Source organism: Aliikangiella aequoris (assembly GCF_053709105.1).
Map to the genome: position 1 here is coordinate 2,974,966 of NZ_CM132298.1, position 22,299 is coordinate 2,997,264.

A 22,299-nucleotide genomic window follows, 5' to 3' on the forward strand; every position below is an offset into this window, starting at 1 on the left:
GCGCTGATTGAATCCTACTAAATACCCTGTTAATAATTCACATTTTTTGCGCTGCTCCCTTGGCCCTGTCAATTCGTAGCGAAAAGAGCGCTTTTTATCATGACAGGAATCAGTTTATGAAACTATTTACAGCAATCTCGGCTTATGCTCGAATTGCTTTGTACTGCGTTTTTTTATTCCTTTCTTGCAGTTTAAAAAGCGAAGTTAACAATCCAAACCATAACAACTCTCACTCAGTGTTGAAGATTGGTTTTGGCTCCTGCGCCGATCAAAAATCTCCTCAGCCCATTTGGAAAGCGATTAATCAACACCAGCCAGACTTATTCATTTTTATGGGTGATAATATTTACCCGACCAATAATGACTTCACCACATTAACCCAAAGTTATCAGCAACTCGCCGAGCAGCCACATTTTGCAAAACTGAAAAGAAAAACCCCTTTGCTGGCTACCTGGGACGACAATGATTACGCTAAAACTGATGGTGGTAAGGCTAACCCAGCTAAATTTAAAGCGAAAAAAGCGCTCATCAACTTTTTTAATTATCCGGAATTAAACGCGCTGAAAGACCAAGATATTGGCATTTATCATGCGCGGACCATTAAATTTGAACAAAAGTCCATTCAGATTATTCTGTTAGATACGCGCTGGTATCGTGATGACCTGACTCGCTCTTACCTCAATGCCCAACAAAAGAAGAGTTTAAAGCTCGGTCCTTATCAACCCAGTAGCAACACCAATGCCACCTTATTAGGCCAACAGCAATGGGCATGGCTACAGCAGCAATTGAAACAGCCAGCCGATTTGCGAATTATTGTTTCAAGTATTCAAGTTCTCAACGAGTTTTCCGGTTGGGAATCGTGGGCAAACTTACCACATGAGCGTGAGCGACTGCTTAACCTGCTACATCAGTTTGATAAACAGAACATTCTTTTATTAAGCGGCGATATGCATCGCTCAGAAATTTCTAAGTATGAATTTAAACAGAAACAGTTTATCGAAGTAACCGGTAGTCCACTTGCATCAAAAACCTATCCGGTAGGAATTAACCAACACCGCGTTGGCAATGCTTATAATCAAGTTAACTATGGCCTTTTAGAAATCACCACAGCTAAAACCGGTCATCTTGAAGTCACAGCTAGTATTTACGATATTAACGGTCAGCAACAACTGGTCGCTAAACTAGGAGAATAATTTAAAATGAACAGAATCGCTCTTGTACTGATTTTAATGTTTGCGACATGCAATGTTTTGGCTCTAGGCCAAACCGGTCATAGAGTCACGGGGGAAATCGCTGAAAAATACCTGACTCCAGAAACCAAACTAGCTTTGCAACAATTGTTTGGCAATGAAAGCCTCGCAGAAGTATCCACTTATGCCGACGAATTACGTGGCTCCAACTCTAAATTTTGGAAAAAAACAGCTTATCCGTATCACTTTGTCACCATACCAGACGGCAAAGATTATCAAGATGTTGGCGCTCCGCCAGAAGGTGATGCGCTGTTCGCATTAGAAAAATACTCAAAAATTTTGCGCGCTCCAGAATCCACAAAGCAAGAAAAACAAACTGCAGTGCGCCTTATTGTGCATATTATTGGCGACTTACACCAGCCGCTTCATGTAGGCAATGGTAAAGATCGAGGCGGCAATCACGCAAAAGTTAAATTTTTTGGGCGTGACAGTAACCTTCACTACGTGTGGGATAGTGGCATGATAAAAAACCAAGAGCTTAGCTATACCGAATGGACTAACTGGTTACATAAACAAATTAGCCCACAAGAAGTAGCCTTATGGAGTGTTACCAACCCACTTGTTTGGGTAAGAGAAAGCCAAGCTATTCGCATGGAAATGTATCCCGAAGATGGTAAAGTGCACTACGAATATCAATTTAAGTTTTTACCAGTACTTAAAATGCGAATGAAGCAAGCTGGCGTTCGTATTGCTGCGGTATTAAACGAACTAATGAAGCAATAATTTAAGCATAGGCTCTGTAATGAAACATAATTTTTATACGTTGCTTTTTTTATTTTTAGCCTGTGGCGGCTGTGTTGCTAAACCAACCATTTACAATAATGTAAAAGACTTAAAGAAAATGCAGCAAGCCATCGTTCAGGATAATGCTAAGCCGGAAACAACTTTAGTCATTTTTGATATAGATGACACTTTACTAGAAGCTAAAGATTTTGTTGGCAGTGGTAAATGGTATAACTGGCAGCGCGGTCGTGAAGTAACTAGCCCTGATGGTCAAACTTTTACTAGTCAGCCTAGTGAAAGGTTCTATTGTATTTTTCGCACTTTAGGATCACTGTTTGAGTTTGGCTCAACGGAATTGACCCAGTCAGATATTCCACAAGTGCTAGATTCGGTTAGCCAGTTTGATAATTTGATTTTAACGGCTCGAACCACTAAATTTAGAGCGCCAACCGAACGTGAGTTAAGTAAGCATCATATCGACTTTAGCAGTAAGCACTTGCTTGAAAATAATCAAACACTTATTTTTAATTTTAATGATGGACGTCGTACTGCAGAAGTGACTTATCGTAATGGTATTGTGATGGCGTCTGGTTTAAATAAAGGACTGGTATTAAAAGAAATACTTGAGCAAGCAGACAAAAATTATCAACACATCTACTTTATTGATGACAGCCGCAGAAATATTGACGACATGGCGGCAGCCTGGAAAACCGATAGCACACAGCTAAGTATTTTTCATTACACAAAAGTTGATCAAACTATTAGCGAAAATGAAGTTAAGCAATCAAACCAAGCGAAACTTCATTTAGATAGTTTTTTAGAAACTGCTTTTCCTAAACAATACAAAGCATTCAAACAGAATCAGTGTCAGTAAAATAATAACCGCGAATGGGATCTTGCACTTAGTTCCATTTAAACCAATTTAAATTAGTCGAGAAATATTATGGCCGTATATGAAATAAAGCACCCTCTTATTCAACACAAACTAGACCTTATGCGACAAGCGAAACGAAGCACCTCTAGCTTTCGTCGCTTGGCCTCAGAAATTGGCAGCTTATTAACTTACGAAGCAACCAAAGATTTAGCCTTAGAAAGTTATCAGTTTGAAGGATGGGCGGGCCCAATTACAGGGCAAAGACTAAAGGGCAAAAAAGCAACGGTAGTACCAATTTTACGTGCAGGTATTGGAATGTTAGATGGCGTTTTAGAATTAATGCCAAGCGCTAAAATTAGTGTTGTAGGTTTTTATCGCGACGAAGAAACATTAGAACCGGTCAGTTATTTTGAAAAGCTTACCAGCGACATCGAAAAGCGTATGGCTTTAATTATTGATCCTATGTTAGCAACCGGTGGTTCAATGGAAGCGACCATTGACTTACTCAAGAAAGCAGGTTGTAAAGACATTAGAGCTTTAGTTTTAACTGCCGCACCTGAAGGCATAGAGCGCCTGGCAAAATCGCATCCAGACGTGAATATTTTTACCGCCTCTATCGACGATCATTTAAATGAGAAAGGTTATATTATCCCTGGTCTAGGTGATGCTGGCGATAAAATATTTGGTACTAAATAAACAGCAGGTCGGACTCATTAGCGAATATTAAATACCACTAGCTAATGAGTCATTATCTCAATTTTTACTTAAAAACACTGGTACCTTGCGCTAGTGGCTCTATTTCTAAAAAGTCAGCGATTGATTGACCAATATCACAAAAACTAGAGCGAATGCCTTTATTTATTTCAAGGGCATTATTAGGTCGATAGGCAATAAACGGAACATGCTCTCTTGTATGATCACTACCAGGCCAAGTTGGATCGCAACCATGATCGGCCGTTAATACTAATAAGTCATCTTGCTGCATGGCGCTTACGACTTCTGGCAAGCGTTGATCAAAATGTTCTAATGCCGCAGCATATCCGCCGATATTTCTTCTATGGCCAAACGACTGATCAAACTCAACAAAGTTTGTAAATATTAAGCTGCCAGGCTCGGCAATATTTATTGCCTCGATGGTGGCATTAAAAAGAGCATCATGGCCAGTAGCTTTGGTCTTATGAGTAATTCCGCGATGCGCAAAAATATCCGCGATTTTACCAACCGAATGAACTTCGCGGCCATTTTTAACGAGCAAGTCAAGTAAAGTATTTTTGTGTGGTGGCGTAGTATAGTCTTTACGATTTCCGGTGCGCGTAAATGCGCCCGCCTCGCCTATAAATGGGCGCGCAATCACCCGCCCAATATTATATTCATTTAATATTTTTCTTACTGATTCACAAAACGCATATAAATTATCTAGTCCAAAGTAATCTTCATGCGCTGCAACCTGAAAAACTGAGTCGGCCGAGGTATAACAAATAGGTGCTCCACTATCGATATGCGCTTGCCCGAGTCGATTTAAAATTTCAGTTCCAGACGCATGACAATTACCCAAAATGTCTTTCACTCCAGTTTGCTTTTTTATTTCTTCAACTAAGCCAAGCGGAAAACAGTTTTCTTGCTTCGGAAAAAATCCCCAATCAAATTCAACCGCTACTCCTGCCATTTCCCAATGTCCAGAAGGCGTGTCTTTTCCTGTTGAAAGTTCTTCGCAAGCAGAATATAACGCTACAATGTCATCTTGTTTGCCAGCATGAGCATTATTGCTTTCGAATATCGGGTGGTGATTTTCTACTGCAGTGATTGGCAGTTTTCCAGAGCCCAGTTGATTTGCTTTAGCTAAACCTAACTTGACTAAGTTCGGAATTTTTAGTGGCCCGGTAGCTCGCTCTTCACACTGATTACCTTGCGCACACCAGTGCGCAATATGGCCCAAAGTATTGGCGCCTTGATCACCAAATTTTTCAGCATCAGGCGTTGCCCCAATACCTAAACTGTCAAGCACAAGAATAATTGCTTTGGCCACTAGATTACCTTTTCGATTTAAAGTTAAGTGCTAATTATACCTGTTTTTTAGGCCAATTTATATTCACATTTAAGCAAAACGCAGTAGCCATTATCTGCACAAAAGCGATATAATAACCGATTAATATAAGTAGTTGATTAGGCATTTTATTATGGAAAAAACATTTATTACCGCGCAAGAGTTACTCGACATGTCGTTCGAGCTTGGCATTAAAATTTTACAAAGCGGATTTCGCCCCAAGTTTATTATTGCTGTTTGGCGTGGTGGTACACCTGTGGGTATCGCGGTTCAAGAAATCATGGATTACTATGGCGTAAAAACCGATCACATTTCAATTCGTACCAGTAGTTACGTTGGCATGCAGCAGCAAAAAGAAGTTAATGTTCATGGCTTAGAATATATTGTTAATAATATTAATGTAGAAGATAGTCTATTAATTGTTGATGACGTTTTTGATAGTGGTCGTTCAATAGAGGCGTTAATTAAAGAAATTCAACACAAATGTCGCAGAAATACGCCGAGCATTATTCGCACCGCAACAGTTTATTATAAACCTCGTCGAAACGTGACAGAACTAACCCCAGATTACTACCTGAAAGAAACCGATGATTGGTTAGTATTTCCTCACGAACTCATTGGCTGTACTCCAGCGGAGATCAAAAATAATAAGAACATTAATTTGCCTGAACTCGACGTTTAGCAATTATAAAGTATTTTTTTAGATCCAATTAGCTTGTAGTGTTAATATTTACGTTTTTAACATTACAAGCTAATGCACTTCTCCAAGCTATTTTTGATAGAACTCAATCCCAATTAAACTCTGCATTTGCTGGTATAAAAGTTTAATTATTAAATCAGAAGTTGCCATCATGCGCGACTATTCATCGCATTGATACGCTCTGAAACAATTTAGTGCTGGTATCCTGATTAAAGACCTTTTATATTCAGCACAAAATAAACAACAATAGGGCAACACCCATGCACCTTAACAAGCTTATTGCGGTATCTCTCGCAGCATTAATTATTACAGGATGTGGTCAGTCAGACCCTAAACCCACAGATAATCAATTAGTAGAAAAAAACATGCCTAAAACCTACCCGAGACTAAAATCACTCCCCCAACCCGCGCCTAAAGCTATGCAAATTCCCTATACCTATAGCTACCATGGCGTAGAGGTTAGCGATCCTTTTCATTGGTTAAAAGACCCAAGCTACCCAAATACAGACGACAAAGCAGTGCTCGACTACTTAAATAAAGAAAATGAATACTTTCAAGCTTTTTTAGAGCCGCAAAAAGCGCTCGTTGATGAGTTATTTGAAGAGTTTAAGGGGCGTGTTGATGAAAAAGATGCCTCGGTCCCTTATATTTACAATGGCTACGAGTATTGGGAAGAGTATCAAGCTGATGCAGATTACCCTTTACAGTACCGCAAAAATTTAGCGAATAATAAATCAGAAATCTATTTAGATGAGCAAGCACTGTCTAAAGGACATGAATATTTTGTTATTGGCGATATTGATATTAGTCCAGATAACCAGCTTGTCGCTTACAGCTTAGACACCGCAGGCGACGAACGTTACGATATTTTTGTTAGAAACATTGCCACCGGCGAGTTGCTCGATGTAACAATATCTGACTCCTCTGGCCAAGTTGAGTTTGTAGGAGACAGTAAAACTCTTGCCTATGTTCGATTAGACGAAAAAGTTTGGCGCGGAGAGAGTGTTAATATTCATCGAATAGGTGCCAATAAAGCCGACCAAGTGCTATTTACAGAGTCAGATAAAGGCTTTTTCTTATCAGCCTTTTTAACTTCTAGCGAAGAATGGCTAGCCATTTCAACCGGTCATAAAGACGTGAATGAAATTCTGGTTTTTAACGCTAAAGACTTAGACCAACCGGCTAAAAAGCTACTTTCAAGAGATGCGGGTATAAAGGCCAATATCGATCATGCGAATGGCAAATTTTACTTATTAACCAACGATAAGCATGTTAACTTTCGCTTAGCCGAAGTAGCCGACGATCAACCAGCCAATGCTCAGTGGAACTCTATTTTAGAAGGCGATGATAAAATTTATTTAAGAAGCTTTAAAGCATTTGCAAATCAGCTTGTAGTCAAACTGCGTCATGACGGACTTGATGCCATTCGAGTTTTACCTTATACCGGTGAAGCTTACGATGTAGAGTTTCCAGAGTCAGTTTTTGCGGCGAGCCTATCAACGAATCCTAACTTTGACCAAGCTCACGTTCGCCTAAGCTACCAGTCAATGATCACTCCGAGTACCATTTACGACTTTGATTTTTCCAAAAAACAACTGCAGTTACGTAAGCAAAAGAAAATACCCTCGGGCTACGATAAAACTCAATATGAAACCAAACGCCTAATGGCACCAGCAAGAGATGGTAAGCTAATCCCGGTTTCCATAGTATATAAAAAAGGCTTTAAGCAAGACGGCACTCACCCAATGTCACTTTATGCTTATGGCGCTTATGGAATGGGCATGTCTCCTAGCTTCTCGAGCTCACGTTTAAGCTTGTTAGATCGTGGTTTTTCATTTGCTATTGCGCACACTCGCGGTGGTGACGAAATGGGCTATAACTGGTACTTAGACGGAAAAATGGACAACCGAGTTAATGCATTCAATGATTTCGTTGACGTTGCCCACTACCTAATAAAAGAAAAATATACCGATGCTGGAAATATATCTATTGCTGGTGGCAGCGCAGGTGGTGAAATGATGGGAGCCGTCATTCTACAAGCGCCCGAACTATGGCGCTCGGTTACGCTAATGGTTCCTTTTGTTGATGTACTTAACACTATGTTAGACGAAAGTTTACCGCTTACGCCTCCTGAGTGGGTTGAATGGGGTAACCCGATTGAAAGCAAAAAATATTTTGATTTAATCCGTTCTTACTCGCCCTATGACAACATAGAAAAGCGTGATTACCCGCCCATGATGGTTACTGGCGGACTGAATGACCCTAGGGTAACTTACTGGGAGCCGGCCAAATGGACAGCCAAAATGCGAGCCACTAAAACAGATGACAATTTATTGGTGATGCGTATTAATATGGGTGCAGGACACTTTGCTAATAGTGGGCGCTACGGTCGCTTAAGAGATAGAGCCGAAGAAATGGCGTTTCAATTACTCGCACACCAAGCGAAATAATTTATAAACATCAGCCAATAAAAAAGGCCTTAAATGGCCTTTTTTATTGGATAGAAAAACCGACTCAATAATTTATTTAAACTGCGCCGAAACTGTCAGTTCTTTGCCACCATTAGTCCAATCATAAAAGCCACGTCCAGACTTATGCCCTAAATGCCCAGCAGTCACCATATTAACTAACAGCGGCGCAGGAGCATATTTATCATCACCTAATCCGTCTTGCAAAACCCGCATAATAGACAAGCAAACATCGAGTCCAATAAAGTCAGCTAATTGTAACGGCCCCATTGGATGAGCCATTCCAAGCTTCATTATTTGGTCAATTTCGCTCACGCCAGCCACACCATTTTGCAACGATAAAATGGCTTCATTAATCATTGGCATTAAAATTCGGTTAGCCACAAAGCCAGGGTAATCATTTGCTGGCACCGCAATTTTATTTAAGCGTTGACAGGCATCTAAAATTTGTTGAGTGGTCTCACTTGAAGTTAAGTAACCATTAATAACTTCTACAAGTTTCATGACGGGTACGGGGTTCATAAAGTGCATACCAATAACTTTCTCTGGCGTGCTGGTTACGCTAGCAATTTTGGTAATGGATATAGATGAGGTGTTTGAAGCTAAAATCGTATTGGCATCGCAAAATTCACTTAACTTTTTAAAAATATCTAATTTAATCGCTTCGTTCTCTGTTGCCGCTTCTACGACTAAATCAACATTATTTACGCCTTTTTCTAAATCGGTAAAAGTAGTAATCTTGTCTAGTGTGGCTTGTTTGTCTGCTGCCGATATTTTTTCTTTGGCTAATTGTCGATCTAAGTTTTTGGTTATCGTTGCCAAGCCTTTGTCTAATGCCGGCTGAGATATATCAATTAAATTAACTTGAAACCCGCTTTGTGCAAAAACATGTGCAATGCCATTACCCATGGTGCCAGACCCAATAATTGCTACATTTTTCATCATAATTTTGTTTATCTTTAGTTAGTTGACATAGACTTGGCAAAGCGAAAACTCGCGTTAATAACCGCAAACAGGCTTAACCAACTGATAAATATACTACTTTTAACTAGCACTTTTAACTAGCACTCGATTTTTAAATGGTTTGTGGCGCCTATTATCTAAAAGATTAAGCGGTGGGTAAAGTAGTTTAAAACCGAGAGCGACTAGTAAGGCTGCTTATATTGTATTTTATGGTCTATGTCGACTAGTCATCCAATGATGCAGCACTAACATTGCGAAATTAGACTTAAAGTTTAGATCGCAAAGTTAAAATTCTATCGCTAACTTTTTCTAAAAGCAGCCATTCAACATCCTATTAAATGGCGCTTAATGGTTTTCTCACATATGGAGCAAAACCAACCTCGGAAACCAATGAAGCCCCTTTGAAGTGGCTATTTAGGCCACAATATGGATATAGTCTTTGCAAGCCATAATAGGCGTAAATTCAGTGATAGAATAACTGGCAGCCCCATTTTTGATAAATGGGGCTGAATCTAATACTTCAACTAACTCATTCTTATTGGCGTGCATTGAGATTAGTATGCCTCCTGTTCTTGGCACTTTCCTGCCACCAAACATTAGTTTGTTCGATGAATATTCTTGCTCTAAATAACGCTTATGCAGATTAGTTAATTCAGGTGTGATTTTTTCCATATTGGTAAAGCTCATATCAACTAGAAACATAATTCTCTCGCTTTTCTGTTAAATTAATATAAAATCGCTACTTATTTCGTAGCGAATAATACCGCTACTATTTTAGAAGCGCAAGAGTAATGACAACACCTTTACCCAATAAACCTGTAAGAGGTTCAAGTTCAGGCATAGCTATTATGGCTGTTTTTGATCTTCTAGGACGAAAATGGAACATGAGAATTATGTGGGAACTCAGCTCAACGGCCCTCAGTTTTAGAGCGCTGCAAGAGCATTGTGACAATATGTCACCTTCAGTTCTTAATACCAGAATTAAACAACTTACCGAGGCTAAATTAATTTATACCTCAACTGAAGGCTATAAACTAACCGAACTAGGCTACTCCTTAATGGATACACTAAACCCTTTAAGAAACTGGGCCGAGGAATGGGAAAAGACACTAAGATAAAGCAAAAATTTGTTGGCGCTAGCCAATAACAAAGTCGCAATACTGTTATAGATAACACTCACGCGATTTTCGTTTGGGAAGTTAATAATTTTGACTGCTACAACGATGCCTTGAAGAACAGATTATGCCTTGAAGAAAAATGGTGGGCCCTCCCCGACTTGAACGGGGGACCTGCCGATTATGAGACCCGGTTAGCAAGCACTAACTTCCACTTAATTTGCACTCTCTAAGGTAGCCACGACCAAAACCTTACCGATTTCGTTACCAATGAGTGCTTGATTAGTACAAATACCATCCAAATTCGAGCCTTTAGTTGATTTAAACATGATTCTTTGACATGAAACATTAAACCGTGACCAGTTTGTACTATCGCATTCACTTCCAGCTTGTTAATATTAAAAAAATTAATATTAAATGGATTTTTTATGCATCGTTTTCCAAATCCTGGTTCGGCATTAGACAATCTCATAAACTGCTTCACATTTCTCTATCAAAATATTAGTAGAGAGCAGGTATTCGATCTCCACGATATGCAGGAGTTACTTGTTTCGAATGGGTTGATTAGCTCTTCAGGAACTATGGGTGTTGAAGCTTTATTAAAGGGGGCGAGTAAAGATCTTTCTAGGGATAAATCTTACAACCAATGCAAGATGTATGCTGAATTATACAGAGTATTAGGATGGATTCAGAGCGGAGAGAAAGCTCTTTGGTATAATTTCACCTTGCTAGGCGACCATATTGCAACAGCTTCCGTAGAACGACTTTCCTTGGTCGAACAATGCTTCATTGGAATGGAGTTTCCAAATGATGTAATAGATGTTAATGGAAACTATGTAATTCGCCCTTTTGTAACAATTTTGAAAACGATGAGAGCGCTCGGTGGCGTTTTATCAAGAGATGAAATTATTTTCGGCCCACTTTCACTTGATAATGACACAGATAGTTCCACCCTCGATGCGATGAATAAAGAATTGATATATTATCGAACTAATCCAAAAGAGTTTGATGCCGAGCTGCAAAAACGCTTAAAGGTCAGAGGGATCACCCAAGTGACAGCGCGAAATTACACGCGATTCCCATTGGGTGCATTAAAGTGGTTGGATTGGGCGCACCCAATCAGAGACAAGATAAACTACTCTAGAGCTCAGAGAACTTACAAAATCACCGCTCATGGTATTCAGTTAGTTGACTCTATAATCAAAAAGCCTGATATAAGATTATCTGCAACAAGAAATAAAGACTATCCAATTAAATCACTTGCCGAATCTAGCTTCTATTCTATGCTGGAAGAGTCAGGATTTGATATTTCACCTGTTCAAATAATAAAGAACAATGCAGAACAAGAACTGACTAACAATGGGATTCCTAAAAATGTAATATTTTCACCATTTCAAGTTCTTGATAGAGCCAAATTGGCTTCAATATTTAATATAGAATTGCCCACAGATAAAAGAGAATCTATATATTCACCGAAGCGGCTGGAAGAAGTTAATAGCGGCCAAATTCAAGATCTGCAATCAGAACTAAAAACCACAATAATCGAGAATACTTCAAACTTAGATACCAAGAGCAATGCATTTAGAAAATCGGTTGAAAATCTTATCGATCAGCACACAGACCTAGAAATATCAACAATTCTAAAAAAAGAATATATTGCACATACGAAGGACCAATTTTATCCCTTAATTGGTGATATTTTTCAAACTATAGGATTACGTTGTGATATTCCACCTCACGGAGTTAACTCTCGAAGATGGGATGCAATAATATTAAATGATGAGGATTCAATTCCGATAGAGATCAAATCTCCAACAGAAGAGTTACACATTTCGGTTAAAGCGATCAGGCAAGCACTTGAAAATAAGATAATCCTTCAAGCAAGACAAGCAGAAAAAAACTTAAAGAAAACTACATCTCTAGCTATTGGCTTTGAACTACCAAAAGAAAGAGCAGACGTAGCTAGCCTAATAAGAGATATTAAGAACATTTACGATATTGATATAGCGGTGCTAGGCATAGATTACTTGCTAAAAATATCAATTAGAGCTATTCGTGAAAATCAGGCTCTAGAGTTTAAGGAACTATCGAATAAACGGGGAATTATCAATGGTTAATATTCTCAAACAAAGTAAGTTAAATATCGCTCACTATGAATACCCTAATGGTCTAATACCGGTTGTTGTAACATATAACGACAAGTCAGTAGCTAAACTCACAATGTCGGATAGCAGTGAAATTGAAAGTTCATGCTTGAACTGTAAAGATATGAATTGTATAAAACGAGAGAATACTGTAATCGTATTTGAAGAGTTGCAAAGCAGTCAGTCAGATAAGATATGCCCCACAGACGCTATTGGAATGACCGACTCGGGTGAAGTGAGAGTTGACCGTGAACTTTGTATTGGATGTGGTCTCTGTATTTCCGCATGTCCCATTGGTGCTATATATCTAGATTCAAAATTCAAGGCGGTAGTAAATTATAATCTCTCGAATATTTCAATTACTAAATCAGCAGTTACTTTAACGGAAGATATCTTCACGTACAAAAATCCAGCTATTATTGAAAACGACAAAATTTTCTCAAATATTATATCTTCTATCTCATCATTAATATCCAAAACAAATACTATTAATCGATTAGTCTGTAAGTCATTGCAATTAGCAGGAGTAGAAACTTATTTTACGAGACAAGGTGACATAAATATTCGTATGGACGGTATTGGACTAGTTGACAAAAAATTTGTTCTTATTGAAGCTGAACTTACTGCCAATCTAGACTCACCTAGAGATATTTTGGATGATGTAGCTGTTTTTTGTTCGCGCTATAATATTAAAAAAGAAAATACAATTGGAGCTATCGTTTTACCAGAACTTCCTAATAAAAGAACTGAATTTTGGGAACTGCTAACCGATATTAAAAGCGTAGTTGATGTTAATATTTCAGTTATCCCCCTGTCCGTTTTATTGATGATAGTTTGGAATAGGAAAAAGCTAGCATTGAATGACTTCTATCTGGATAAGAATCTGATGTCTGCACGTGAAAAGCTGACAAAGGTTATAGGGCGTAAACCAAACATAAGCGAACCTAGCAACTTAATCGAAGCAGCTAAATAAGAGCCGCTTCGATCTGTTTGACATCATTCAGTCTACGATTTGCAATTTCTATATACTCTTGATTTAACTCGAAACCAATAAAATTGCGATTCAATTTTTTCGCAGCTACACACTCCGAACCACTACCCGAAAAAGGAATTACCACAATATCATTCTCGTTAGAAAAATGTCTTATTATTCTTTCGGAGATAGATAGCGGCTTTTGCGTTGGGTGATCAACCTTCTCATCTTTAAAGCGTTTGCCCGCTAACGTGGGAAAGCTCCAGACATCACCAGCCATTCGACCATCCGGATGCGGCGTCCAAACTTTACCATTTTTTGTTATCTTATTCTTAAGTCGCTCAGTGCTTTTATAGGGTTCTCTAATTATGTGGTAAGTGTATTTATCGCTTTTTGAAAACCAAAGAAGCGGTTCATAGTGTGCTTGTAATGTATTTTTATAACCAGAAAATCCGTTTTCATAATACCAAATTATTTGCCTACGATACTCAAGGCCAATATCAATCATATAGCACTGTAACCAGCATAAATGATGATGAATACCGTAAACAAAGATACTACCATCATCTTTAAGTATTCTTTTACATTCATCTAGCCATTCTTTTGACCAAGGAAGCCATATGTCTTTTTTCTTACTCTCATCCCACTTTCCAAAATTTTTATTTAGATTATAAGGTGGGTCTGCAACGATTAAATCTACTGATTCGTCAGAAATTTGTTTCATCCCTTCAATACAATCGAGATTGACAATAGTATTTAATTTATTTTTTAGCATTTTGTAGTATCAGTATGTATTGATTATGAATATTAGGTACGTAAGCATATGGATAGCCATATGGAAAAATTCTTTTATGTCTTTGATAAAGAACTTTCAATCCTCTCATTTCTAAGCCAAAAGGCTCTAAACTTCTTGCTAGATCGGCGTGAAACATAATGTACTTGGACTTATCTCTAAAATCACTAACAATTACAGCCATATATTTTTCTGGTTTTAATATTCTCGCACACTTTCCTAATATACCAGTTAGATCATCCAAGAATTCTGGATAATCGTGTATATTTCCCAAATCCGATTCATGATCACTGTATTTCGTATCTAGCGAGTGCTTCTCTCTTTCTTGTTTTACCTTATGATCTTTTTTATGGAGAATATTCCAATAGGGTGGGCTAGTTACTACAAAATCTACACTATTTTCGTCAAGAGTATCTAATACTTCTCTTGAGTCTCCTTCAAGAATCAGCTGCTCTTCAATTTCCTCTTTAATCTCTGAGACTTCGCTTTCTATTCGTTCTAGCGCTAAATCTGCATATTTAGGATTTAGTTCGATCCCAATTCCCTTTCTTTTTTCCAGTGCACAGGCTTTTAATGTTGAACCAATTCCAACGAAAGGATCTAAAACAGTCTGCTTCTTTTTGGTAAAAAATCGAATTAAGCGAGCAACATCCGTGAACGAAAATGGAGCTGGATGTTGTTTCTCAATCTTCACATCAGGATGCTTAGCACCAAGTCCTTTCTGATTCCAAACAGAAATAGTTTCGGGAATCCATTCCGTAGAAATTAGATCATTAAGTTTATTTCTTGGATCATATTTTCCTTTCTTACTAACTTTTGTTTCAGCTTCGACAGTCGCTTCTGTCTTTTCTTTAACTTTCTTGCTGGGCTTTTTTTCTTTGGCAGTTACTGCTTTTTTTTTGGCTGTTGTTTTCTTAGCTATTGTTTTCTTGGCTTTGACGGTTGTTGCAGCCTTTTCGGTACTTGCTTTCTTTACAGCTGTCTTTTTAGGCTTGCCAGAATCTGATTTAATTTTAGTCATTGTTTGATTCTTCTCGAATTGTTTCTGGTACTAGGTTAGTGGGTTTAATTTCCAGATATTGACATGCTGACTCTACGAACCAGTCTTTAAGCGATAACCCTTTTGAAGTCAATTCGCTATATAGCTGTTTCTTTAAATCTGGGTCTATTTCAATCACGATACGACCACTTTTACCAATGCTCATACAGTTTAATCCTCACCGTTCACAATGTAACATATGTTACCTATATTACATCGTACGTCAATATGTATTCAGTGGTATTTTGTGTTCGAACTGAACGCATTGTTCAAATATTAAGCACTTTATGCAGCTAAACCTCTCAACTCGTCATATAACATTTGGGGAATAGTCATTGAGTACAGTACAATCTTGTTAATTAACTCATAAACATCAACTTTAGTGATTCAATGCAACTACTTAACTCATATGATGACCGCGACAAAGCGGAAAAAGCCGAACAATTAATTGATGGAAAGAGACGACTTGCAAGTGAGCGTGATGGAACAGAAACAATATACAACCTCTTCGGCGACGCTAACTGGAAAAACTTCTACAAGCTCGGAATGTTTAATTTACCTGCCCTCCAAGAAATTATTGAGTTAAAGAAAAATAACCAAAAATATGATGAAGAAAAGCATAAGGAAATAATTTCAACTCTTCGTTTTGTTGTGAATAATTATGACTTAAAAATCCCTAACCACTGGATTTAATATCAGACTAGTAGACCAAAAATCGCTTACCACCTGTCATTATCCCTAACAGCTCGAGATTTTATATGGTGCAGCAAGCAGAATTCGTAGCCTTCAGAGAGATGGCATACTTATAAAAGATAAGTATTCCTCGAAAACCGCTTATCTTTGCTTATCCTCTATAGTTTCTAGCTGCTCGTTTTTTAGCCGAGTTCTTTAACTCTGAAATGAGAAAATCAGCCCATTTTTTAGAATACAAGTAACCATCAAACCCTTCTACATACCCAGAATATTCACCTTTGAAGTTTAATTGGATATCTTGTGGCCGAGCTTCATAGCGTTTCCAACATTTTGTATGTAGTGACATATTGAAGTCAGATATTTTTTCTTTTACTAGCTTTTCTACTTGGCCGGGCCTTAATTTATAAGGCGAATCCACCCCCTTTATCAGTGCAATAGCATGTTCATAGTTCTCTTTTTGCTCATCATTAAGCGATGTTGCGTTAATAAACTCAATAGCCAAATCCGCCGAGCTCTTGCTGCCGCCAATTTTAGGGATTAAGAATGCTCTTAGCCTATAACGATGACTATCAGCAATTTCATCAGATAAATCATTATTGAAAGTTTCCATAAACTCTCGTACGACTTTGTAATTTTCCTTCTGGAATTCTTTCAGTGCGTCAGCTTGCTGTTGAGTTGAAGTTCGCGTTAATTGCATTGATACAGCTAAACTTGCCATTAAAGTGTGCTCTTCACCAAATTCATCAATCAACATAGATTCAAAATTTGTAAGCGCTGACTGGCAGTACCCAGAAACAGCCATATCTATAAGCGGAAGACTCCGATGCTCGATTCTATTTCTAAGTCCAATCAGAAAATCTATATTGTACTTTTCAGGGTGATTGGTTCCGATCCAATACTTTTTGCAACAAGTTGATAGCTCCCAAGCTTTCGGCTCTCCATCAATTAATTTAGGACTACCATCTCTATCTTTGTAAAAATAATCAATTCCACGTTTTTCAAATATCGCATGAAATAGCGCAGTATAAGCAATTACTATATTTACAATGTAGCCATGTGTTTTAAACTCAGTAAAAGGATTGTTATATGTAGAGACCGCTAATAGTGCAAACTCTTTAGCTTTTTTAACTAACCGTCCTTTTTCAGATAAATCTTTTACTTGCTGGAGTTTCTGACTGTGAACTGCTCGAAATTCTTCTTTACTTAGAAATATTATTCCAGACGGTGTGTATTCAGATTTATCTCTATGAATATACTGATGCCATCGTTTAGACACGTATGTGCGACAGCTTCCTTGCGACCATTCAGTTGCAATTGCTAGCTCTGCGATTGTAAATGAATCACCAGACTGTTCATTTTCTGTTAAAAACTCGTAAGCTTTATCTACTTTTTCATATCTTGTCATTTCTCAATTCCATTTGTTTGCATGAATGCAATATGTATCAATAGGTTAAAAGGTGTTAATCAGAATTATAAACGACCATACTTTGTTGTCTAGCTCACTATTTGACCGGATAGTAGCCCTCTATGGTTGGTAAAGGTCTTTTCGATGTCAGTCTACAAGCGTAAGAATTCCAAGTTTTACTACTGTGAAATCACTATCAACGGTAATACAGTTATTCGTAGCACTAAAACTACCAAGAAATCTTTAGCCTTACGATTTGAAAGCCAATTACGTGAAACCCTGTATCGCCAGCAAGTATTGGGTGAGAAACCAACAATAAAAATCGCTGATGCCATACTTGAATACTCGAAAACAAAACAAGGCTCAGTAAATCAACGCAATCTTGATGCACAAATAAGAGTGTTAAATACTCAGGTATGTCGGGTATATCCGGTACATAACGATTTACATGGACTAAATGGCGGTCATTTGACACGGTTGGTTTCATTGCGTCGTCTGGATGGCGTATCAGAAGGCACAATACGTTTGATGTTAACTACTCTGAAAGGCGTGATTGAGTATGACAGCAAGGTTTAAACAGTATCAATCTTAATGCTTTTTACACGAAATTCGTTACGAGGTCATATCCGCTATAACTAGTGAGGCTTTGCTCTTTCGAAAACTGGAGAAAATCATGTGGTCCTAGGTGACCATGGTTCGAACAGGAGACTTTTTCGGTAAAACGCTGTCAACTAGAACTTCGACATCGCTAGAAGCCGCGTGTTTAGTGAAAATGGTGGGCCCTCCCCGACTTGAACGGGGGACCTGCCGATTATGAGTTCTTTTTTTGCCTTTCCTATCAAAACCTATTATCATCTATCCAAGCATACACCCTCCGTATTTAAAGGGCTAAACTAATCGACCTGACGATAACAGCATCTATAGAACCGGTGCCCTATGAGTGCCCTATAGAATAGAGTGTGCCCTATAAGCGCCCTAGAATCACCCTCATTATGGGTTTAATTAGAGAGTAATATGAAAGCTTCCAATTCATTTTCGTTTAATGAGCAGCGCTTAAAAGCCCTTTCCGTGGATACCGGCCAAGTAGACTTCAGCGACTCCTCGTTATCAGGACTTATTATTCGAGTAACAAAAACTAAAAAAGTTTTTTATGTTAGGCGTAATAGAAAAGGAAAACATATTCGAGTGAAAATTGGGGATTACTCAAAAATGAACTACAAGCAAGCTAAAGCACTTGCTTTAAAAGCCCTTAGAGATATTGAAAATGGTATTAATCCAAATGAACAGCGCAAAGAACACGAAAGTGAAAGCGTAACCTTACAAAAAGCTTTTGAAGCTTACCTATCAGAGAAGCAACTAAAAGATAAAACGATATTAGGCTACACGCAGGCAGTTAACTGCTACCTTCCAGAATGGAAAGAAAGACCGCTGAAAAGCTTAAATGAAGATGAAATAACAAATATCCATAAGCAAGTTTCAGCAAGGAGTAGAGCCCAAGCAGACCTAATGGCCAGAGTGCTAAGAGCTATTTTCAATTTTGCTAAATATGAGTTTAAAGGCAAAAATGGAACGTTTATTTTTTCTGAAAATCCGGTAAAAATTCTCTCACATAAAAGGCAATGGAATAACGTACCCAGAAAAAACACCCGAATTCGCCCTAATGAATTAAAACGATACTTATCAGCGATAGAGATTGTAAGGACTAACCCAAAGTATGACCAGTTTACTCGATCCGTTTGTGGCGCAGTTGAGTTCGCTCTCTTTACAGGCCTTAGAAAAGGTGAAGTTTTAGGTCTTGAGTGGGATAGAGTCAATTTAAAAGACGGTTACTTTTGGATTGCTGAGACTAAGAATGGCGACCCACTTGAGCTGCCCATTACAGACACTTTAAGGAAGCTTTTATTAAGAAGTTGGGCGGACCGTGATCAGTCTGAAAAGTATGTATTTGTGGGGAAAAGCAAGGGCCAAGCAATAAAAGAGCCCAAGTATGTGTTAGAGAAAATCAATAAAGCAACTATTCAAGATGAAGGTCAATCGACTTTAGTTAGCCACTGGCACGATTTAAGGCGTACCTACGCAACTATAGCCGAGTCGATTGGCATTGGTGGCTATACACTTAAGCGGCTTTTAAATCATCGTACTGGCCGCTCAAATGACGTTACCGCAGGTTACATCGTGCTTTCAGCTGATGAATTAAAAGAGCCAGCCAAACTGATTGAGCAGACGATACTTGAACACGCAGGTCTTAGTAAAAGGAGCCAAGGAGTTGACGCTAAACTTCGAAGCTTGCTAGAAAATGCTAGTGAAGCGGAGAAGCGCGCTTTAATCTTTCAGTTGTCCCAGAGCATGGAGCAAACAAAATGAAAATAGAAGAAATAATAGACAGCTATTATGATCAAACAGAATTAGCATCCGATATTGTAAAGAGCACAGAAAGTAAAGTTAGTGAGTTAGAGTTATTAAGGATAAAAGAATGCCTATTAGAATTAACCATTAGAGGCCATCATTTATTTAAAGAGTTACGTAGGGCTTATCTCGACATTTTTGACACTCTACAGCTTACTAATCATGAACTATTAAGCCTTCAAACAACGCATATTGAGCATGGCGAGTTGCTTAAAAGATACTTTCAGCTCACTTCTAAACATTTACATCAAGTGAATGTTAAAGATATAACTGCTTTAGAAGAAATTGAGCAATTGGAAACGTTAATTCATGATGTAACTATCCCTTAAAATAATACAGCTTAACCGTAGAATTTTCTTTAAACTAACCTAAGAGGTTTTACACATGAGCAAACGAATGAATGAAAGCCAAATTGTGGCGATTTTAAAAGAAGCAGAAGCAGGCATGTTAGTAAAAGATATTTGCCGAAAGTACAACATCGGCAATTCAACCTTTTATAAATGGCGTGAAAAATATGGTGGCATGGAAGCGTCGGATGTAAGGCGTTTAAAAGAGTTAGAAGAAGAAAATCGTCGTCTAAAACAAATGTATGCCGACCTTAGCTTGAAGTCACAGTTACAGGAAGAAATTATAAAAAAGCTGTAGTGCCTGTTGTTGAGCGCAAAGTTTGGGCAAAAGAGTTGCAATCCACTTACACCATTAGTATTGCCCTCAGCTGTCAAATAACAGGCATGAGTCGTACCGCTTATTATTACAAACCCCAATTATCAAACGATGGTGAGATTATTGACGCACTCAATCAGCTGGTTGAAAAGCATCAACGCTGGGGCTTTCCTAAATGTTATAAGCGCCTCAGAGCTAAAGGGTATCGTTGGAATCACAAACGTGTTTACCGTATTTACACGGCAATGAAGTTAAACCTAAGGAGAAAAAATAAGAAACGACTTCCACCTCGTCAACCTGAGCCATTAGCCGTTCCTAACAAACTTGGCCAAGTTTGGTCGATGGATTTTATGAGTGACACTTTACACAATAAAGTGCGTTTTAGAACGTTTAATGTCATCGATGATTATAACCGTGAAGTGTTAGGCATTGATATTGGTACAGGCATGCCAGCGTCAAAGGTTACTCGTTATCTTGATAGATTGGCAGCTTGGCATGGTTACCCTAAAAAAGTACGAGTTGATAATGGTCCAGAGTTTACCTCGTTTGAGTTTATGCAATGGGCAAAGCGGCACAAGATCACGATTGATTACATCAAGCCAGGTTGCCCTTATCAAAATGCTTATATCGAACGGTTTAATCGTACCTATCGACATGAAGTTTTAGATTTGTATATTTTTACGAATTTACAAGAAGTGATGGATATAACCGAAAACTGGATAACGCTTTATAATACAGAAAGGCCTCATGATTCATTGAATGATATGACGCCTGTGGAATATAAATTAGCTATTTAAATTCTATGAGTGAGTTGTGCTAAGAATGGGGTATTTACAATGAAAGTGTAGGTGTGATGGAGCACTTTAAAAAAGCCCATAAAGAAAAGTCTGCCCGCATTGAGCAATTAGAGAAAGAGAAACTAGAGATTCCGAAAGCAGGAGGGAAAGCTCAACAGAGAAAGAAGCAAATCTGGCAAGAATTCATAGATAAGTGCGTAAACGAAGAAATGTCAAAATTCCCAAATCTGGATGAAACGAGCTTAACAAAAAGAGTGACTCAAAAGTGTTTGGAGGCGGAACATTTAGGGCAAATTAAAAATGACAAAGGAGAACCGATTAGCTTTCCGCAAACAACTATCAGAGCAAAAGTAAGTGAATCACTTAAGAAACTAAAATAGCTCCACTAAAAGGCCAGCCTTCTTAAAAAAGCTAGCCTTTTCAGCATTACTTACGAATATGTGTAGATTATAGTGAGGTTGGTTTAAACAAAATACATAGAGGTAAGTCAAAATGAGTGAATTAAGCACTATAACGAACACAATACTTGTAAGTAGTGATGAGGCTGCAAAAATTCTGAAGCTAAGACCAGCAACTTTATCCCAAATGCGATGGCGTGGAGATATGCGCATCCCTTATGTCAAGCTAGGCAAAGCCGTTAGATACAAACTAGCAGACATCGAAGCTTTTATTAATAAAAATACTATAGGGTAAGGGTGAAAGAATGAAAGATAAAAAAATAGCCAGCACCCCCAAAAGAGCACCAGCCACTCGCAAGGCCAATCATACACAATTAGCTCAAATGGAACAATCCTTAGTATTTAACCATCTAATGAAAAAAAGTCCAATTGATTGTGATTTAGCCTATGAAAAATACGGAATAAAGCACTTACACAGTATTATTTCCAGCATAGAAAAGTCCATTCCAGTTGGGCGATTAGATATAAAAAGGCCACACCCTAAAAAGCATTACTTGAGGCCTATAAAGCGATACTACATTGAGCCTGATGTAATTAAAGCCTTTCTGTCAGGGAAAAGCGAGAGAGAGAAAATAAAGCGCGACCAGCAAAGCAAACGGATAGCAAAGCTGCGGGCAAAGCTTAACAAAAATCTTGAGCGTATGTGCGACTATTGTAATCAGTCCACCATGGAAATAAAAATCAAAGAAATATACCGCAGGCGGGCCGCTAATGACGACTAGCAATTAATAATGATATTTAAAGGGCGTATCGCGCCCTTTTCTATCATTTTTAGGGGTAACAATACGCTT

At 38.3% G+C, this 22,299-nt stretch carries 24 protein-coding genes; 17 read left to right on the forward strand and 7 right to left on the reverse strand.

The genetic code is table 11. The annotated features are described in order from the left end of the window. The first annotated feature begins 116 nt into the window (after positions 1–116). From ACUR5C_RS12835 to upp, 4 genes are all read left to right on the forward strand, one after another. Positions 117–1,193 (forward strand): alkaline phosphatase D family protein, encoded by a 1,077-nt coding sequence (locus ACUR5C_RS12835; RefSeq protein ID WP_454465545.1) that lies wholly within the window; start codon positions 117–119, stop codon positions 1,191–1,193. A gap of 6 nt (positions 1,194–1,199) precedes the next feature. Continuing rightward, positions 1,200–1,973 carry a S1/P1 nuclease gene (locus ACUR5C_RS12840; protein WP_454465547.1) on the forward strand — a complete coding sequence of 258 codons (774 nt, stop codon included), beginning with the start codon at positions 1,200–1,202 and terminating at the stop codon, positions 1,971–1,973. A gap of 19 nt (positions 1,974–1,992) precedes the next feature. Beyond that, positions 1,993–2,847, forward strand: coding sequence for a DUF2608 domain-containing protein (locus tag ACUR5C_RS12845; protein ID WP_454465548.1), 855 nt, complete (start codon positions 1,993–1,995; stop codon positions 2,845–2,847). 69 nt (positions 2,848–2,916) lie between these two features. Then, positions 2,917–3,543, forward strand: coding sequence for a uracil phosphoribosyltransferase (gene upp / locus ACUR5C_RS12850; RefSeq protein WP_454465550.1), 627 nt, complete (start codon positions 2,917–2,919; stop codon positions 3,541–3,543). A 64-nt stretch (positions 3,544–3,607) separates the two neighbouring features. On the opposite strand, the gene ACUR5C_RS12855 is transcribed toward upp, so the two are convergent. Beyond that, entirely contained in the window at positions 3,608–4,873 is a 1,266-nt protein-coding gene (locus ACUR5C_RS12855) for a phosphopentomutase (protein ID WP_454465552.1), read from the reverse strand. 151 nt (positions 4,874–5,024) lie between these two features. On the opposite strand from ACUR5C_RS12855, the gene ACUR5C_RS12860 reads away from it, so the two are divergent. Continuing rightward, positions 5,025–5,573 (forward strand): phosphoribosyltransferase, encoded by a 549-nt coding sequence (locus ACUR5C_RS12860; protein WP_454465554.1) that lies wholly within the window; start codon positions 5,025–5,027, stop codon positions 5,571–5,573. Positions 5,574–5,851: 278 nt separating this feature from the next. Next, the gene (locus ACUR5C_RS12865) at positions 5,852–8,041 is read left to right on the forward strand and encodes a S9 family peptidase (RefSeq protein WP_454465555.1); all 2,190 of its coding nucleotides are present in this window, start codon (positions 5,852–5,854) and stop codon (positions 8,039–8,041) included. Positions 8,042–8,113: 72 nt separating this feature from the next. Here the strand turns inward: ACUR5C_RS12865 and ACUR5C_RS12870 are convergent, their stop codons facing one another. Both ACUR5C_RS12870 and ACUR5C_RS12875 read right to left on the reverse strand, forming a co-directional pair. Then, on the reverse strand, positions 8,114–9,004 hold the full coding sequence (locus ACUR5C_RS12870; protein WP_454465557.1) for a 3-hydroxyacyl-CoA dehydrogenase family protein: 891 nt from the start codon (positions 9,002–9,004) through the stop codon (positions 8,114–8,116). Between the two features lie 432 nt (positions 9,005–9,436). Beyond that, complete coding sequence (locus tag ACUR5C_RS12875; protein WP_454465559.1) at positions 9,437–9,724, reverse strand: YciI family protein; 288 nt, start codon at positions 9,722–9,724, stop codon at positions 9,437–9,439. An 89-nt stretch (positions 9,725–9,813) separates the two neighbouring features. Here ACUR5C_RS12875 and ACUR5C_RS12880 point away from each other — a divergent pair, with 89 nt between their 5' ends. The 3 genes from ACUR5C_RS12880 (at position 9,814) to ACUR5C_RS12890 (ending at position 13,254) form a co-directional block, all read left to right on the forward strand. Next, positions 9,814–10,140, forward strand: a complete 327-nt coding sequence (locus ACUR5C_RS12880) for a winged helix-turn-helix transcriptional regulator (RefSeq protein ID WP_454465560.1) — start codon at positions 9,814–9,816, stop codon at positions 10,138–10,140. Positions 10,141–10,565: 425 nt separating this feature from the next. Next, entirely contained in the window at positions 10,566–12,254 is a 1,689-nt protein-coding gene (locus tag ACUR5C_RS12885; RefSeq protein WP_454465562.1) for a hypothetical protein, read from the forward strand. Further along, the gene (locus ACUR5C_RS12890; protein WP_454465563.1) at positions 12,247–13,254 is read left to right on the forward strand and encodes a 4Fe-4S binding protein; all 1,008 of its coding nucleotides are present in this window, start codon (positions 12,247–12,249) and stop codon (positions 13,252–13,254) included. The genes ACUR5C_RS12885 and ACUR5C_RS12890 overlap by 8 nt, the downstream gene beginning before the upstream one ends. Here ACUR5C_RS12890 and ACUR5C_RS12895 read toward each other — a convergent pair. From ACUR5C_RS12895 to ACUR5C_RS12905, 3 genes are read right to left on the reverse strand one after another with little or no spacing between them, the layout of a single operon-like run. Further along, positions 13,247–14,029, reverse strand: a complete 783-nt coding sequence (locus ACUR5C_RS12895; RefSeq protein ID WP_454465565.1) for a DNA-methyltransferase — start codon at positions 14,027–14,029, stop codon at positions 13,247–13,249. The two genes, ACUR5C_RS12890 and ACUR5C_RS12895, sit on opposite strands and share 8 nt — an antisense overlap. After that, complete coding sequence (locus tag ACUR5C_RS12900) at positions 14,016–15,068, reverse strand: TRM11 family SAM-dependent methyltransferase (RefSeq protein WP_454465567.1); 1,053 nt, start codon at positions 15,066–15,068, stop codon at positions 14,016–14,018. The genes ACUR5C_RS12895 and ACUR5C_RS12900 overlap by 14 nt, the downstream gene beginning before the upstream one ends. Further along, on the reverse strand, positions 15,061–15,252 hold the full coding sequence (locus tag ACUR5C_RS12905) for a hypothetical protein (RefSeq protein WP_454465569.1): 192 nt from the start codon (positions 15,250–15,252) through the stop codon (positions 15,061–15,063). The genes ACUR5C_RS12900 and ACUR5C_RS12905 overlap by 8 nt, the downstream gene beginning before the upstream one ends. Before the next feature lie 224 nt (positions 15,253–15,476). Between ACUR5C_RS12905 and ACUR5C_RS12910 the strand changes: the two genes are divergently transcribed. Further along, positions 15,477–15,779, forward strand: a complete 303-nt coding sequence (locus ACUR5C_RS12910; RefSeq protein ID WP_454465571.1) for a hypothetical protein — start codon at positions 15,477–15,479, stop codon at positions 15,777–15,779. A gap of 151 nt (positions 15,780–15,930) precedes the next feature. Here ACUR5C_RS12910 and ACUR5C_RS12915 read toward each other — a convergent pair whose 3' ends face one another. Beyond that, entirely contained in the window at positions 15,931–17,184 is a 1,254-nt protein-coding gene (locus ACUR5C_RS12915) for a DUF3644 domain-containing protein (protein WP_454465573.1), read from the reverse strand. A 144-nt stretch (positions 17,185–17,328) separates the two neighbouring features. On the opposite strand from ACUR5C_RS12915, the gene ACUR5C_RS16330 reads away from it, so the two are divergent. The 7 genes from ACUR5C_RS16330 to ACUR5C_RS12950 all read left to right on the forward strand — a co-directional run bounded on the left by ACUR5C_RS16330 (position 17,329) and on the right by ACUR5C_RS12950 (position 22,230). Beyond that, positions 17,329–17,760: a hypothetical protein gene (locus ACUR5C_RS16330; RefSeq protein ID WP_490337829.1), complete on the forward strand. Its 432-nt coding sequence runs from the start codon at positions 17,329–17,331 to the stop codon at positions 17,758–17,760. A 438-nt stretch (positions 17,761–18,198) separates the two neighbouring features. Then, the gene (locus tag ACUR5C_RS12925; protein WP_454465577.1) at positions 18,199–19,548 is read left to right on the forward strand and encodes a tyrosine-type recombinase/integrase; all 1,350 of its coding nucleotides are present in this window, start codon (positions 18,199–18,201) and stop codon (positions 19,546–19,548) included. Continuing rightward, complete coding sequence (locus ACUR5C_RS12930; RefSeq protein ID WP_454465579.1) at positions 19,545–19,919, forward strand: hypothetical protein; 375 nt, start codon at positions 19,545–19,547, stop codon at positions 19,917–19,919. The genes ACUR5C_RS12925 and ACUR5C_RS12930 overlap by 4 nt, the downstream gene beginning before the upstream one ends. A 55-nt stretch (positions 19,920–19,974) precedes the next feature. After that, a protein-coding gene (locus ACUR5C_RS12935; RefSeq protein WP_454465036.1) for an IS3 family transposase occupies positions 19,975–21,050 on the forward strand; the annotation gives its coding sequence in 2 pieces (ribosomal slippage) (positions 19,975–20,224 and positions 20,224–21,050; 1,077 coding nt in all). A 56-nt stretch (positions 21,051–21,106) separates the two neighbouring features. Beyond that, the gene (locus ACUR5C_RS12940; RefSeq protein ID WP_454465581.1) at positions 21,107–21,430 is read left to right on the forward strand and encodes a hypothetical protein; all 324 of its coding nucleotides are present in this window, start codon (positions 21,107–21,109) and stop codon (positions 21,428–21,430) included. Positions 21,431–21,542: 112 nt separating this feature from the next. Further along, entirely contained in the window at positions 21,543–21,743 is a 201-nt protein-coding gene (locus ACUR5C_RS12945) for a helix-turn-helix domain-containing protein (RefSeq protein WP_454465583.1), read from the forward strand. 10 nt (positions 21,744–21,753) lie between these two features. Next, positions 21,754–22,230: a hypothetical protein gene (locus tag ACUR5C_RS12950; RefSeq protein WP_454465585.1), complete on the forward strand. Its 477-nt coding sequence runs from the start codon at positions 21,754–21,756 to the stop codon at positions 22,228–22,230. Positions 22,231–22,299: the final 69 nt, after the last annotated feature.